At 42.2% G+C, this 15,730-nt stretch carries 16 protein-coding genes and 2 tRNA genes; 9 read left to right on the top strand and 9 right to left on the bottom strand.

The genetic code is table 11. From position 1 onward, the window contains the following. Positions 1-14: 14 nt before the first annotated feature. Entirely contained in the window at positions 15-194 is a 180-nt protein-coding gene (locus tag MPET_RS06905) for a CxxC-x17-CxxC domain-containing protein (protein ID WP_013329297.1), read from the bottom strand. 178 nt (positions 195-372) lie between these two features. Between MPET_RS06905 and cls the strand changes: the two genes are divergently transcribed. Further along, complete coding sequence (gene cls, locus MPET_RS06900) at positions 373-1,851, top strand: cardiolipin synthase (RefSeq protein ID WP_013329296.1); 1,479 nt, start codon at positions 373-375, stop codon at positions 1,849-1,851. A gap of 9 nt (positions 1,852-1,860) precedes the next feature. On the opposite strand, the gene MPET_RS06895 is transcribed toward cls, so the two are convergent. Then, entirely contained in the window at positions 1,861-2,745 is an 885-nt protein-coding gene (locus MPET_RS06895) for a PHP-associated domain-containing protein (protein ID WP_013329295.1), read from the bottom strand. 434 nt (positions 2,746-3,179) lie between these two features. Beyond that, a complete protein-coding gene (locus MPET_RS06890; RefSeq protein WP_013329294.1) occupies positions 3,180-3,689 on the bottom strand; it encodes a DUF6009 family protein in 510 nt (169 codons plus the stop codon). A 192-nt stretch (positions 3,690-3,881) separates the two neighbouring features. Between MPET_RS06890 and MPET_RS06885 the strand changes: the two genes are divergently transcribed. Genes MPET_RS06885 through MPET_RS06875 form a run of 3 tightly spaced genes read left to right on the top strand, consistent with a single transcriptional unit; the run spans position 3,882 to position 7,054 of the window. Beyond that, positions 3,882-4,511: a hypothetical protein gene (locus MPET_RS06885; protein WP_013329293.1), complete on the top strand. Its 630-nt coding sequence runs from the start codon at positions 3,882-3,884 to the stop codon at positions 4,509-4,511. 7 nt (positions 4,512-4,518) lie between these two features. Continuing rightward, positions 4,519-6,120 (top strand): glycosyltransferase, encoded by a 1,602-nt coding sequence (locus tag MPET_RS06880; RefSeq protein ID WP_013329292.1) that lies wholly within the window; start codon positions 4,519-4,521, stop codon positions 6,118-6,120. Further along, the gene (locus MPET_RS06875; RefSeq protein WP_013329291.1) at positions 6,113-7,054 is read left to right on the top strand and encodes a radical SAM protein; all 942 of its coding nucleotides are present in this window, start codon (positions 6,113-6,115) and stop codon (positions 7,052-7,054) included. The genes MPET_RS06880 and MPET_RS06875 overlap by 8 nt, the downstream gene beginning before the upstream one ends. A 3-nt stretch (positions 7,055-7,057) precedes the next feature. Here MPET_RS06875 and MPET_RS06870 read toward each other — a convergent pair whose 3' ends face one another. From MPET_RS06870 to MPET_RS06850, 5 genes are all read right to left on the bottom strand, one after another. Beyond that, on the bottom strand, positions 7,058-7,789 hold the full coding sequence (locus MPET_RS06870) for a glycosyltransferase (RefSeq protein ID WP_225353875.1): 732 nt from the start codon (positions 7,787-7,789) through the stop codon (positions 7,058-7,060). A gap of 84 nt (positions 7,790-7,873) precedes the next feature. Continuing rightward, positions 7,874-8,635, bottom strand: coding sequence for a radical SAM protein (locus MPET_RS06865; protein ID WP_187287592.1), 762 nt, complete (start codon positions 8,633-8,635; stop codon positions 7,874-7,876). Between the two features lie 50 nt (positions 8,636-8,685). Further along, positions 8,686-9,570 carry a hypothetical protein gene (locus tag MPET_RS06860; protein ID WP_013329288.1) on the bottom strand — a complete coding sequence of 295 codons (885 nt, stop codon included), beginning with the start codon at positions 9,568-9,570 and terminating at the stop codon, positions 8,686-8,688. Between the two features lie 140 nt (positions 9,571-9,710). Beyond that, positions 9,711-9,783: transfer RNA gene (locus MPET_RS06855), tRNA-Thr, on the bottom strand. A gap of 101 nt (positions 9,784-9,884) precedes the next feature. After that, on the bottom strand, positions 9,885-10,613 hold the full coding sequence (locus MPET_RS06850) for a sugar phosphate isomerase/epimerase family protein (protein ID WP_013329287.1): 729 nt from the start codon (positions 10,611-10,613) through the stop codon (positions 9,885-9,887). A 174-nt stretch (positions 10,614-10,787) separates the two neighbouring features. Between MPET_RS06850 and MPET_RS06845 the strand changes: the two genes are divergently transcribed. Next, positions 10,788-11,417 carry a DUF7504 family protein gene (locus tag MPET_RS06845; protein WP_013329286.1) on the top strand — a complete coding sequence of 210 codons (630 nt, stop codon included), beginning with the start codon at positions 10,788-10,790 and terminating at the stop codon, positions 11,415-11,417. Here the strand turns inward: MPET_RS06845 and MPET_RS06840 are convergent. Next, positions 11,410-12,444: a mechanosensitive ion channel family protein gene (locus MPET_RS06840; protein WP_013329285.1), complete on the bottom strand. Its 1,035-nt coding sequence runs from the start codon at positions 12,442-12,444 to the stop codon at positions 11,410-11,412. The genes MPET_RS06845 and MPET_RS06840 overlap by 8 nt on opposite strands. Positions 12,445-12,534: 90 nt before the next feature. Here MPET_RS06840 and hypD point away from each other — a divergent pair, with 90 nt between their 5' ends. From hypD to MPET_RS06820, 4 genes are all read left to right on the top strand, one after another. Further along, a complete protein-coding gene (gene hypD, locus MPET_RS06835; RefSeq protein WP_013329284.1) occupies positions 12,535-13,563 on the top strand; it encodes a hydrogenase formation protein HypD in 1,029 nt (342 codons plus the stop codon). A gap of 94 nt (positions 13,564-13,657) precedes the next feature. Next, positions 13,658-13,729, top strand: a tRNA-Arg gene (locus MPET_RS06830). Between the two features lie 178 nt (positions 13,730-13,907). Continuing rightward, positions 13,908-14,399, top strand: a complete 492-nt coding sequence (locus MPET_RS14480) for a DUF3574 domain-containing protein (protein WP_013329283.1) — start codon at positions 13,908-13,910, stop codon at positions 14,397-14,399. 242 nt (positions 14,400-14,641) lie between these two features. Further along, on the top strand, positions 14,642-15,514 hold the full coding sequence (locus tag MPET_RS06820) for a hypothetical protein (RefSeq protein WP_013329282.1): 873 nt from the start codon (positions 14,642-14,644) through the stop codon (positions 15,512-15,514). The last annotated feature ends 216 nt before the right edge of the window (positions 15,515-15,730 follow it).

Genomic DNA, 15,730 nt, shown 5'->3' with positions numbered 1-15,730 from the left:
AAAAAAAGAAAAAATTAGAATCTGGGTTTTCTGTACTTCGGCAGGCAGTCCCTGCAATATACCGGTCTTCCTTCTGTGGGTACAAATGGAACTTCGCATTCTTTTCCGCAATCTGAGCATACTGCTTTATGCATTTCTCTTGGTTCGCTGGAGCCAAAGCTTCTGCGCTGGCCGCCATAATTTCTATCATTCATTTTTATTTTCCAACAGAAGAATCTGTTATTTAGTAATATGCTATAGTAATACATAAAACACTGCTTTGTAATGATGAATTTTTGCATTTTTATTTCAAATTTTTTTCCCGAATAACTGAAAGGAATATGAAAAAGAAAACTTATCAACCGTGCATGAGATAATGTTCACCTGAAGGCAATGTCTGCAACTTATTATTATCTCTGGTCGACTGACGGCGGTCTGCTCTCGGATCTTTACATACTGATTCTTATTATCAACATAATCATGGTCATATCGATCATCTTCTTCGAGCGGAAGAAACCGTCCGCCGCGCTTTTATGGGTGGCCGTGCTGCTCTTTATTCCTGTCTTCGGGTTCGTCGCGTACCTGATCTTCGGGCAGACGATCTACAAGGAGAGGATTTTTAAGATCAAGGAGGACGACGACCGGAGGATCAGGGAGATAATATCGAGACAGCTTGCAATGGTCAAGAGCATCCGGTTTCTGCCCGGTGAGAAGGCCGGCGACTACAACCGCATGAGGGAGATGCTTCTTGCGACAAATTATGCGACGATAACCGGCGACAACGAGGTTGAGATATATACCGAAGGAGAAAAGAAATTCGAAGCCCTGATCGATGCGATAAATTCGGCGGAGGAGAGTATCAACTTCCAGTATTATATCATCAGGAATGACGAACTCTCGAAAAGAATCGTCTCGGCACTGAGTGAGAAAGCACGCCAGGGTGTTAAAGTCAGGGTGCTCGGCGATGCGGTCGGCTGCCACCGTCTTCCGCGAAATTTCTTCAGGGAACTGAAGGATGCCGGCGGAGAGACTGCCTTCTTCTTCAGGTCGAAGTATCTCCATATCAATATGAGGATAAATTACAGAAATCACCGCAAAATCGTGGTTATCGACGGGAAGACCGGATTTGTCGGCGGCTTCAATGTGGGCGACGAGTACCTGGGCAAAGGTCCGCTCGGGTACTGGAGGGATACGCACCTGAAGATCAGCGGGAGTGCGGTCTATTCTCTGCAGGCCCGTTTCTTCCTGGACTGGAACCACGCGGCCGAACAGGACCTGGAGTTCTTCAACACTTTTTATTTTCCTGAGATGATCCCAAAGGAGGGCTCAGTGATGCAGGTCGTATCGAGCGGGCCCGATTCACGCGGGGAGTGTATCAAGATGGGCTACCTTCAGCTTATCAATAATGCCACCGAAAGCACCTATATCCAGACTCCGTATTTCATCCCTGACCAGAGTCTTCTGGATGCGCTGACGATCGCGGCCGAGTCCGGTATTGATGTCCGCATAATGTTTCCGTGTAAACCGGACCACCCGTTCGTCTACTGGGCGGGTTTTTCATATCTCTGGGATCTGGTAGAGGCGGGAGTCCGTGTGTTCCTGTACGACAAGGGTTTTATTCATGCAAAGACTATCGTCGTCGACGGCCTGGTCTCTTCGGTGGGTAGTGCCAACTGGGATATCAGGAGTTTCAGGCTGAATTTCGAGACTAATGCGTTTATCTACGACGACGAGGTTTCGGCAGAGCTAAAGAAGGCATTCGAGGACGATCTCGAATACTGCACTGAAGTTACATGCGAGGATTACTATAAACGGACGCATGCGGTCATGTTCAAGGAATCCGTTTCAAGACTGCTCTCGGGGATCTTGTAGAATTAAAAATTATTTTTTCCGGGAGAGATATTTCTCCCCGAAATGTTTCAGCCGGGGAGCGTTCTGGCTGTAATGAATCCTCAGTGACGGGGCGGTGTACCTGAAGTATTTGGGCATGATTGCGGTAGCCATGACGCCCTTTTCGATGAGGCTTTTTTCCTGCCCGACTATGTAGTTTCTCCTGTGGATGAGCTCTTCCAGGAAGTCTTCGGTATCTTCGGCATACGAGCAGGTGAGGACGTTTCCGAGATCGCGGAGGAGGTGACCGTCGGTCCCCCCGGTCATGCAGAGTTTATTTTTGTATGCAAGTCCGGCCGCTTTTAGATTTAGTTTTCTTGTCATTCCCCCGCAGATGACTTCGAGGCCCGAGAAATCGCTTATGATTTTGGGATGCAGGTATTCGCGTTCTATGCATTTCCCGAGTCCTTTGTTGAAGAGGAGGTAACCGAAAGGATGAGCTGCGATTGTGAGGCAGTTGTAGTCCTGTGCGATCTCGACGATGTCTTCGGTGCCGAGTTTTGTCGCAAGGTACGGGCTCGAACTTTTTTTATTCTCGATCTCTTTCTTATAGCACTCCTCCATGTCTCCTCCCGAGAAGAAATACAGGAGAATGTGCGGTCCGTCCCAGGCACTGACCTCGGTTCCGGGGATGCACAGGACAGAATCGTCGATCCTTTTCGCCTCGAAGAATCCGCTGATCTGGTTGTGGTCGGTGATCGAGAGTCCGATCCCCTTGAACTTCGCGAGTTTGAGTGCGTCCCTCACCCTTGTGTGCGAGTCGGAATGGTTGGTGTGGTAGTGCATGTCCACTCCCACCATGCCGTTTTTTTTCAGCCGGGCGTACTCGGGGGGCCTGAAGACGACTTCGGGGGAGTAGGACAGATCGATCTTCATTTGTTCGTTTCTTTTTTCGTCTCCATTGTAGAAAAGGAATGTGCCGGATAGCGGTTTGTATTTTCATTGCTTTGAATTAAGCAAAGCATAAATATACGCAAAATCCGGGTCGAAACCCGGAAAAAACGGCCCACACAGAAGCCCTGTACGCCACGATCTCACCTTCGGTCGATATAAACATCGTCTGAAAAAAAGGGTGCTTTAAAATGCCAATATGGGGGTGGAATTATTGGTTTTGAGGGAAAAATGCGGGTGATTTGGGGTTGTTTTTTTGGTGTAGGTTTTGGGATGATTTTTGGGGAATTTCTCTTTGGATCGGGCTTTTTTTGAATGGATGTTATTGGATAGAAATTACAAAAAAAGAGCAGGATAAATCATCATTTATCGAACCTGATATCTCCTTTTCCGGAGTTTTTCATTAATTCCTGCTTATTTCATTCAGATTTTTCTTTGCATACCCACTTACCGGAGATAAATCTCGGATCTCCGTCTTTTTCCAATCTGGCAAGGTCTTCGGAAAGATATTTGGATTTCATGTAGCACTCGCTTGTTTTGAAGAGCGATATCGAACCCGGAACTACTGCCTCCATTGGAGCGAGATATTTATAGCAGCCTTCGGGCTTTATATCACGGTCATGCTTTTTCAGCCACCAGAACCGCCTGTCGAATTTTTCCAGGCAATCAAGTTTGTGATGATAGGTTCTGCCGTCTTCCTCACCCAGGTAGGTTATTTCCGGATTTCTATCGGCAATTATCTCGTATCCAACAAGTTTTCCAAATTCGCACAGGTGGGACTTCACTCCTGCCTGTTCATATCTGCCGTTGTTTAATTCTCCTTCCCGGAGGTACCTGAATTTCCGGGGATCTTCAAGCCAGAAGATCTTCTTTCTCTGTTGTATTGCCTGTGTTTTGCCATCAGAATGAATTTCGACGATATAAGTCATAAAACACCTTTTTAAAATTTTGCCCGGGGATTCTCGTTTATTCCCCGGGTTTTTGATGTTTCTTCTGATCTGATATATCTGAAAGTCGGAATTACATCTCATGGACATGAATATTGAATTTCTACATAGCATTTAAAAACAATAAACATTCCAAATCTATATTATAAAGAGAATTAAAACTCTTTTAGAATAATGAATATAACTTTATCAGAAATTCACTATAAACTTTCAGAAGATCTTAAAAATAACAATTATAATCATGAAAATCTGATACCACTTGGTTTAGGATCTGAAGGTGCAATATTTTCAAACGGGTGTCATATATTTAAATTCTTTTTTAATGGAATAACCGCTCTATCTCAGGAACATCTTTCATTCATTGCCAATAATTTCGTAAATAATAAAAAAATTACAGGTATCAGATTATTATCCGATATAATACAGGAAGAAAAAGATTTGATATTCGTCACTCCATATGAGAAATATTTACCTTACAGTGGAGGTGATGTTAAAGAAATCATCAAGATTCTTGCAGATTCCAAAAAAAATAATTATATTTTCACGAATTTTCATCCAAAAAATATAATGTATGACGAAGATATGAACCTCAAAATTATTGATGTCGGTAAATCTTTGGAACCATATGAAGAAGAAAAATATCAAAACATGATTTGCCGGGCTTATCTCTCAACATATTTCCCGAAAAGAAGTGACCTGAAGTCTATGATGTCAGCTATTTACAAACCACATCCCCCTGCCGAACTGAATGAAGTGAATGATTTTAAAAATTTATTATATAATGAAATAGGAAAAATTCGTTAAATATTTTATAATCATAGGGGGAATTGTAATCAAATTAGAATCTTTTGGCGTTATAGGTCTTGGTTCTGTCGGGTGGGCAGTTGTACATGGATTATCACGATTTTATCCGTATTTTGTCTATGACATCGTCGGGGATTATCCTTGGTCCGATATTCTTTCCACTGATATCGTATTCATTTGTGTTTCAACTCCATCTAATGAATCCGGAAGACTAGATTGTTCTGCAGTAGAAAATGTAATAGAGCGCTTAAATTCAGATGAATATTCCGGTTGCATTGTGATAAAGAGTACACTGTCTGTGGGATTTATGGATCAAATGGTCGTTCGGTACCCTGCCTTACGCTTAATATATATGCCTGAATTCTTACGTGAGCTATCTTCATACACATGGTTCACTGATCCTGACAGGCTTGTTTTTAGTGGGAATGATGAGGACATACGTGAAGTTCTTTCATATTTTTCATGGGTCAATTTAAAGGTACCCGTTCTCCGAATGAGCCATATATCCGCAGAACTCGGAAAACTTGCCCATAATGCCTATATTGCAACAAAAGTGAGTTTTACAAACGAGATCGAGAACATTTGTTCAGAAAATAATGCTGAAGCATTAGATGTAATGAGTGTTATTTGGGCTGACAGGCGTGTTTGTTCTCAGGAACATCTTACACCTTATCTTGGACCTTATTCAGGTAAATGCGTTCCAAAGGATACCAGAGAATTATTAAATTCTGTAGAGAATGGAATCCTCCTTAAGGCAGTGGAAGAAGTCAATTCTAGTATCACTGAAAAAAAAGCAGAATCTTTTCAGCCTGTAATTATTACAATCATACCTACGAATAACCGTCCAAATTACCTTACGCGTTCATTATCATCTGTTCTAGATCAGAAGAAATTACCAGACAAAGTCTATGTTATTATTGATGAAGAAGATCCTTCGTACAATGCTGTAGAAAATATAATTGCAGATCATATAGGCTCTCTTCCTATAGTATTATTAAAAAATACAAGATCCTGTAATCTTTCAGGGGCAGTAAATACCGGAATAAAACATGCTTGCGAAGATTACCCTGATATTGACACCGTTTTTATTTCAATTTTAGATGATGATGACTGGTGGGATAGATCTTATCTTGCAAATGTATCGAAATTTGCTCAGGAAACCAAAGCTGACTGGATTATATCCGGTCTGATAAGGCATGATGATAATAATGTTTCTGGAATTATGCAGAATATTCCGACAACAATAACTCAAAATATGTTTTTTGTTTCAAATCCAAATGTCCAGGGTTCAAATCTGTTTGTTCGATTATCTTATCTCTGTGATATCGATGGTTTTGATGAAGATTTTGTGTCAACAACAGACAGGGACGTCTGTATAAGACTTCTGGATGCAGGAACAGTTCCAGCAGTGCTCAATAATCACTTAGTCCATCATGATGCCCATGATACCCGTGTTCGTCTTTCTTCTGCAGGTTCAGCCAAAAAAAGAGCAGGTCTGCAATATTTTTATAATAAATATTCAAAAAGAATGAATCCGATGGAGAAGGAGGCATTTAAAAAGCGTTCAAAAGAATTATTCCAGGTTTCCATTCCAGAGGGTTATGACTGAATTCTGCCCCCATCTTTGGAATACACTTACAATTGATCACAAGGGAGACGTTTATAACTGCTGCCTGATTCAACCAGCAAAGCTGGGCAGCATATATACTGATAAATTGTCAGAATTGATAAATCTACCAGAAATTGTAGGAATTCGTCAAAGATCATTGAATGGAGATCTTAATTGTTATCACGATTGTAATTTAATTGAAAAATCACATATAAATTCTCAAGAAATAGGAAATAATGACTTAATTTGCAATTACTCTGATTTTAAGACGTTGTATGTTGATTTTGGTTTGAAGTGTAACATTTCATGCATCATGTGCAGGCAAAGAGCAAGATACAGAACTGATAGAAGAACTTTAAATTCAGAATTTTTAATTAAGAATATTGATATCGAACCCTTTTCTGATATATTCCTACAAGGCGGAGAGCCATTATTCATTGATGAATGCCTGAAGTATATGACCTTTCTTGCAAAAAGAAGGAAGAAATATTCTCTCTTTACCAATGGCATTTTAATTAACAGGGAAATGGCTTCAAGACTTGCGGAAGAAGCAAAAATGATCGGAATATCCCTGAACGCGGCAACCAAAAAAACTCATGAAATTGTCAATAGAGGCTCATCGTGGGAACGGGTTTTAGATAATATTCAGGTTTTAAGAGAATATAAAGAGAAATATGATTCAGATCTATTGATTAACGGACGGATGACATTGACTGTAAATGCATTGCCGGAAATTTCCTTGTTCATTGAATCATACAAAAGTTTTGGATTTGATACCATTAATTTTGGATATGATCGGGATACTGTTCCATTATATCTTCAGCAAAATCCGGAATTTACCTCAGATCTTTCAAAAGAAATTAAAAGTGCTCTGTTACATGCAGATAGATCTTCAATAGATTCCCTCCGGCTATTTCAATTAGGATTAATATGACGATTATTTTTTATGGCCATAATATCCTGCATAGTAATTCAGATCCCAGAAAACCTGATAAATTAAAACTCTTAATCCCTTCTTCCTAAGCAGATCAGGATAATGCATTAGTTTCACTCCTTTGAGTGATTTTCTGATCTTTTTTCTGCTTTCCTGGGGGTATAATTCATTGAGATTATACGTGCTTTGTCTACAGCCGGCTCCTATCCGCTTTGCTGCATGAAGATCATGACGAATATCTTCAGCCGAATGTTCTATCCAAACACTATTTAGATATAAAACGGAGAGGTTCTCTTTTTGTGCTCTATAATTAAGATTGGCATCAACAGCGAAAGGTACCCCATTATCAAAAAGGAATCCTTTGATCTTTGAAGGTAGTCTTTTTGTGACTCCGATTCCCGGCGTATAAACAACAGGGAGAGAATTTACATAATCTCTGGCCTCTGCAATCTCCCGTGATAATAATTCACTGTTTTTCCGGAAACGTAAAGTGGCTCTGACAATATCATAAGAATCCAGGCCCTTAATCATTTCTTTTATACACTTTTCACCAAAAACAGTGTCAGAATCGGTAATTATTACTTTATCGGATGTTGCGGCTTCAAATCCGATGTTAGATACTATCGATAAATTACCCGGAGGAGATATACAACAAATGACTCCGTCTTTTTTTAATCTCTCCTGAAGTTCAGGATTTTCGTTCATTACAACGATAGTTTCTACATCTTCATCGATACTGGAGATGCAATTAAAGACCCTTTCATCATTATTGCACCTGATAACAACAGAAGCTTCTTTTTTTATTTTCCTCCCCCCATTTTAATATTCAGTTAAATTTGGTTTTTGCTTTTTAAAATCAGCGTATGCATCAATCCAGGATGATGACATGGGACTTCCTGTGATACTCTCCCTTTCTTCTTTGTGAATAAAATGGCGGCTACAAAAATGACCACAATAACGGCATAATGTCTCCATTTGCGGAAAAATTTCATAATTAGAAAGAGGAAGATGTTTCAATCCGATATCAAATCCCATTACCCTGTCGATGGAACCCCCGGGGCCACACGGATAATATCCGTATTTGTTCAATCCTAATCCGCAATCAGTCGTGGTACTGCAACCATTTCGATAATCTGACAGGAAGAACTTCCATTGATCAATCGGAGCCATATTAAAAGGTTCAAATTTTTCCTGGTATGCCTGTTTTTTACCTGTATTGTTTACTACAACACCTTTGGGCACATTTGATATTGCATCTTTTACTTCTTTTCCATAACCGCTGGTAGTGATTTTTATAACTGATTCAGGTGAAAAATTCTCCTTATAATCAATCAAGATCTCAAGAATTTCTCCAAGTTCCGGATGCAACATTGGTTCACCTCCCAAAACACCAATTATTTCCCATTTTACCTGGTTGGAAAGAGATTCTTTTACGAATTTATCTATCTGTTTAGGAGACATAGCTGAGACATCTGGGGCCTGAGAACACGAGCGTGCACAGTTTGGGCATTGTAATTTACAATCATATGTAATGTCAATCTCGATTCTTTTTAGATTTGTAAGAAATTCGTATCCGTACAATTTACCTGCAATTTTTGAAGCGCGATAGATATGCCAGAGACTATGTAAATTCAAGGTGATTCAACCTCCGGAGATGCAATTCCCCAGTCTTCCGGTGTTCCTGTAAGGTCGACATTTTCAAACTGGATCTCAGGAATATTGTTTTCTTCTACTTTTTTCACTACCCCGAATAAAAAATTTAAGTCTTTTTTCACATCATTTTGTGGATGAATATAGAATGTCCTCCCGTCACCCCCACGGAGTGAAACCAATCCCTTTTCCTTTTGAAGTTGTTGAAGAGAACGGTACCAGGTTAACTTGAATTTACCATCAATAAGCTCATTTGGGAATGGACGTAATGAGAGAAAATGCTCTTTTTTGAATAAACAAATTCTGACTTCAGGTACATATTCTCCAGATGCAGGAGACGAATATGGTCGGTAGTCATTGTTTTTATGTGCAATATTGAATCCAACCGAGACAACATTTTTTGAAGAATCCGCCGCTTCTATCATATCCTTCAGATAATCATGCTGCCAGTCTCTTCTACAGATAATTACATCTGCATCTGCCTGAAGAGTATACTTCCCTTTAGTGATCTCGAAGGCGTAAAGTTGTTGAAACATTGGTTCATCTTTAATCGAATGAGTCTCAGTTGTTCTGAGATTAAACCATTTGTCATATGATTTTTCAACAATGGATAAGTTATTTGCCGGAACGACAATCCATTTATCGATTATTCCTTCCTGAAGGAGAATTTCTGCAATTTTTAATGCATTATCTTTTGATGGTTCAGAATATTGACGTATAAAACATGTCTCTGTTGCATCGAAAACAAGAATAACCTCACAAAAACGCTCCTTTTCGAGCATTTTCACGATGTGACGAATTTGCCGATCCAGCATGTCCGCTCCCTGAAAACCGGCTTTGATGACTAAAGAAACACCGTTCAGCATTATTTTTTATTTTAGATTATTTATGTTTCAATTTTATCCCTGATAAGATTAAAATCTAAAAAATCGGTTGCGTGTTCAAAATCAGCTCATTATAGGTATTGAATTGCAAAGATGAAAAGAATTGAAAATTACTGTAACGAAGCCTCAGGCGAGATTTGAACTCGCGACCTCGTCCTTACCAAGGACGCGCTCTGCCGGCTGAGCCACTGAGGCAAATAATTGCTCTAATAAAATGGATTGAAAACATATAAAATTGTAACTGATTTGAATCGCCGGAATTTAAAAACATTTAAATCAGAACCGGATTTTTAGTCTTAAAAAAGTCCGGGACGCATCTTTCTGATATATTCGAGCCCGCTTTTTGCACTCTCCAGCGTGTTCACCTCAAGTATCCCGGGGACATCGTTCTTCTCAATCGCATCGAAGACCGGGCCGAAGTCGATGTTCCCTTTTCCCGGAGCAAGATGAGAATCCTCCTTACCGAAATTGTCGTGAAGATGGAAATGGGAGATCGGAACCTCCAGGAACTCATCGAGGCACGAATTCGTATTGGCATGACCGACATCGAGGACAAAACCGAAATCCCTTATGAGCGGAAGTTCTTCCGGCCGCTTCAGGAGGAAATAATTCCATTCCGGCATATTTTCTACCAGGAACGTGATGGAATATTCGCCCGATATCTTCTCGAGTTCGATTAGCGACTTTTCGAGCTGAAAGATCCCGATATCCCTCTGGAGAACATGCGAGAAATATCCCGGATGAATAATGACCCTGTCGGCATCGATCCCGGAAGCAATACCTGCACACTGCCTGATGACCTCCAAGCTTGCCTTCCTGATTATCTCAAGCTGCGAGGCGATATTCACGCCCCTCGAAGGCGCATGAATAAAATAGCGGAAGTCGAAACATTCCGCAATGTCTGCATTATCCATGAAATGCAGGCCGTCATCGACAATCTCGACTATACCTGTGAGATCGTACAGGACATCGAGGGCGTGCTCGAGAGGAACATCCGAAAGACAACTCGTCGAAACACCGATCATTAAAGAAATAATGTTGCATTGGATGCTAAATAATTTCTCATTTATGCACCACAGAAAGCACAGAATGCAATTTTATTTGCGTCATTGAAGCAAATCCCCAGAAAGGATATATATGTTAATCGGGCATATAGATCTGTAATTAATCTTTGACATTCTGTAAAGTGCGTGCCGGAAATGGTAAGTATTGACAACTTGTCCCCGGATTTAAGGACGTTTTTTGTCCGTTCGGGGCCTATGGGCGTCAGGAACAGGAACCATGAGATCGTTTCTGCACTGACGGAGATGGATTACACCATAGTAGTAGTGTCAACCAACGTGCCTTCCGAATTACAGATTGCCCAATATGAAAAGGAAGGAATAAACACATCCAATCTGTTCTTTATCGATATGATAACTGCTTATGCAAAGGGCAAAAAGCAGAAGGATACCGATCAGATTCATTATATCGACCGGCCGGGCGATCTTACGAAGGCAGGAATCATAGTTACCAGGCATATTACCGAGCGCCAGGGAGAGAAGGTTGCATTCCTCTTCGACACGATAAATACGATGCTAATTTATTCCAACCAGCTCTCGGTAAGCCGTTTTATCCATTTCGTGATAAACAAATTGCGGTTGACCGATCTAAAGGGATTCTTTATAATGGTTGAAAAGAGCATCGACGCTAATCTCGTTGCCGATTTTGAGATGCTCGCCGACATGTCGATCCCGAGGGACGAGCCGATTACCCTCATCAACTCTGAAATTAAAGGAAAGATAGGAGTTCCGGAAGAGAACTCCTACGAAGAGTTCGATATTAACTAAAATCTTTTTTCAGGTGGACATCCATCTGCGGGAACGGTATCTCGATTCCTTCTTCATTGAACTTTTCATCGATCAGGAAGTTAATCTTGTCCATGACTTCCCATGACATATTGAATCTTCCCGCCCATATGACCATCATATAGTTGAGGCTCGATTGACCGTATTCGAGGAAATAAACGCTGGGTGCAGGATTTTCCAGGATATAATCCTCCTCTTTTGCCGCTGTTTCAGCAATTTCCATGAGAACCTCCTTGACTCTTTTTACATCGCTGCCGTATGCGACTGAAACGGGAATCTTTACTTTGAGTTTTACATCCGGCATCGCGTAGTTCGTCACTATTGATGTACTGAATACTGAGTTCGGGATCGTGAGCATCTGGTGATTGAGTGTTTTTACTCTCGTGCTCCTGACTCCGACACTTACAATATCCCCGAGTTCGCCTTCTATCTTCACGCGGTCCCCAACCTGAAAGGGCTTGTCCGCGAGGATCATTGCGCCGCCGAAGAAGTTCGAAATGATATCTTTTGCCGCAAAAGTTATCGCTATACTGGCTACGCCCGCACTGGCGATAATCGGGGTTATCTCTATCTCAAGGTAATTCAGGATGTAGACGAATCCGAGGAACCATATTATGTATTTTATTGAGGATTCGAGGATGCTGAAGATCTTGTCGTCGAGTTCGCTGTCGGTCTTCGAACAGAGTACTCTTCCGTAGTTCGATATGAAACTGTGGAAGAAATCGGATATTATCCATGTAGCGATGATAATAAAAGCTACATTAAACGCTTTTGCACCGACGAGCCAGGCGTAACCATCAGGAAGCGGGATTTGATGAAGGGCGTAATAGATCGATATGAAAACCGCAGATATAGCCAGTGGTTTTCTTATTGAAGCGAACAGAATGTCGTCCATATGGTTTTCGGTACAGGCTGCCTTCTTTTCGAGGTAGGAGAATATCTTCAGGATAAGGAATCCTCCTATAAATCCTGCGAGAATTGTCAGTCCTGCGTACAGGTATTCAATCATTAATACATATTGAACTTCCCTGATTATATTTCTACAGAAAATAACGATCGGATATCTAAATTACATCCTAAAACAAATTTTATTCATTACATGGCAGATCAGGTGGATATAAAACAGGCGCTTTCGGATATCGTCGACCGGGACTATACCTTCATGCATATATGCGGGACTCACGAGGCGGCGATCGCAAAATCCGGGCTTCGTAGTGTTTTGCCGAAGAATTTGAAGATTGTTATGGGACCGGGCTGTCCGGTCTGCATCACCCCGCAGGGGGAGATCGATGCGGCGATCGAGCTCTCGGAGAAGGACTGTATTATCGCTACATACGGGGATCTCATTCGTGTTCCGGGAACGAAGGGAGCATTGGAGTCCTGCGGCGGCGACATCAGGATCGTCCAGGGTGTCCACAAGGCGGTCGAGATCGCGAAGGAGACCGATAAAGAGGTAGTGTTCATATCCGTAGGGTTCGAGACGACCGCCCCGACGGTGGCGGCGACGCTGCTTACGAATCCGCCGGACAACTTCAGCATAATGTGCTGCCACAGGTTCGTTCCCCCGGCGATGAAATTCCTCCTCGAACAGGGAGAGGCGTCTCTCGACGGGTTCATGCTTCCGGGCCATGTGTGTGTGGTGACGGGGTATCACGAGTATGAGCAGTTCCCCGTTCCCCAGGTTGTCGCGGGATTCGAACCGGACGATATTCTCCTCGGCCTCTATATGCTTGTAAAACAGATCCGCGAAGGAAGGGCGGAGGTCGAGAACGCCTACCCGAGAGCGGTCACGAGAGAGGGCAACCAGAAAGCGATTGCTATAATGAACCAGGTCTTCGAACCGTGCGATGTGGAATGGAGAGGTTTTCCCGTCATTCCCGGCTCCGGCCTTAAGCTTAAGCCGGAGTTCGAGAAGTACGACGCACTGAAAAAATTCGGCGTGGAGATCAAACACGTGGACAAAAATTCGGCGTGCATCTGCGACAAGGTCCTGAGAGGCATCGCTGACCCGACCGACTGCAAACTCTTCGGAAAAGTCTGCACGCCGAGAAAGCCGGTCGGCCCGTGCATGGTCAGCCATGAAGGCGCCTGCAAGATCTGGGCGCTGTACAACCAGAAGAAACTTTGAGCAGGGAAGGAGTAAATCCACCTTTATTCCTGTCATGAAGACAAAATAAAGAACAGATTAATATCCATAGAACCAATTTATAATGAAATCTTTAGTCCCGGTAGGGTAGAGGATATCCTGAGAGCCTCCGGAGCTTTCGACCCGGGTTCAAGTCCCGGCCGGGACGCTTTTCTGTTCAAAGTAGTTGTAATTAAGTTTTAAATATAATTGGCTTATCCTTTAGCCTGAAGTCCTGCTTTTTCAACCTGCTCTCCCGGATTATGACAAATAAGGTTGGATTTTCGGGAGGAAAGGCAGATCAAATAAAAAGTATTATACTCCGCCTGAAATAAGACTACTTTTTAGTGAGTACTTATAAAACAAAGTCATTATATGCAGTGATATTTCTACTCTCCTATGCAGTAGTCCTTTCTTGCGGGTGTATCGCTGCAACTGAAGATGTAAAAACCAGTACACCGGAATATGCCGCAGGAAATAACGGACTTAATTTTTCGCCCCTATATTCTGATTTTGAGGAAAAAATTTCATATGAAATTTATTTTGGTTTAAGCAGGCCTGACGGGACTACGATAACTGAAACCGACTGGGATAATTTTGTTAATGAAGAGATCGTCCCGCGTTTTCCCGAAGGGTTCACAATTGTAGATTCAAAAGGTTATTGGCATGATTATAGTACAAATGTTACAATATCTGAAAATTCAAAGATCGTTATTATTTACGGCGGTTTCTCGGAAGAGGATATACAAAAAATAATTGACTTGAAGAATATTTACAAGGAAGAATTTGAACAGGATTCTGTGATGTTAGTGGTCAGCAGCTCGTTTGTCTCGTTCTGATCCGAAAAGATGACCGTTTCGAAAATATCTGATAGCTCTAAGAACAGGTGATACGGAGGATCATGGTGTATTCAATAGATAGTTGCGAAGCGATGTGGTCTTCTTAGTTTATGATCCTGCTCAAAAAACAAAATCAAAGATCTCTCGTTAATCTCCGCTCGTCTACCTCATTTTAAAACAATAATTTATTATTCCCCGAGATATACATCATAAAATTACCAGAATTTCGGTTGGGGTTGAAAATGGATATCCAGTCATACATTGTTCAGGGCACGGATTACCTGCTGGATCTGCCCGTGAAGGTCCAGTCAGGAGATCTTTTTGCGATAATGGTCGCCCTGATAATCATATATTGCATCGTCGTGCTTCTGAAAAAATTTACACGCCTCGTTGCACCGGGTGCAAAGAAGATCTTCATATTCCTGATCATCGTTATCGCGGCATACATCTTCTTCCAGAGTTTCCTGCTGAGGATTTTAACCGAAGGCCTCACCCTGGACAATATAATCTTCGGTTTCGGCGGACTTATCTGTGGAATTCTGGCTGTTGCCATTGCACTCCACGGAGCCGTAAAATCGTACAGAAAAGGCAAAGAAGAGAAATTACAGCAGGCCGCACCCGAAACCGCTCCCCAGGCCCCTGCTTCTTATCCGCCGCCCTATCCGTCTCCCGGAGAATTCAACGGAAATGTAACGAACGGATATTCACAACAGACCCGGTCGGCGGAAACACAGCAGTCGGTCATCCCCTTCCTGAACCTGACCAAAGACAACTCCGTAGGGATGGTTATCATTTACCTGATAATCGCGGAGTTCGGTATATTTTCGTCGAAAACCATCGCAGCCGTCTCTTCGGAGATGGGATTCTATTTCTTCATCATCTTTATGGCTGCAGGATTCATATTCATCAAACTCACATATCACGACTACCTGAAGGGGCTCAGGCATTTCGCAGTCGTAACTCTGCTCGGATTCATATTGTCGATTATCCTCGGCCATTTCTGGGGCGGAGTCCCGCTGGACACCCTGCTCTCGATGGATTACTTCGGGTCCGACGCACTCGTTGCACTCATTACCGGAATAGCACTAAGTCTATTCATGTCGAGCAAGGGATAAAAGAAAAAAATCAGACACCCCACCATTTTTTTGAATATAAACGAAAACTTAACTTTTGACAACCCCTCGCCGCGAACCGCACAGCAGGTTCGCGGATCGGCCCCGACCTCGGGGCCTCTCCTTTGCGATAGGCCACTCAGGGGATAGACGAGTATCCCCTGAGCGGCGAGACACGGTTCATGGTGTGTACGAAACTGAACATGCCGTAGCAAACTT

This window comes from Methanolacinia petrolearia DSM 11571 (genome assembly GCF_000147875.1).
Lineage (GTDB): Archaea > Halobacteriota > Methanomicrobia > Methanomicrobiales > Methanomicrobiaceae > Methanolacinia > Methanolacinia petrolearia.
This window is presented reverse-complemented; position numbering and strand designations above follow the sequence as displayed.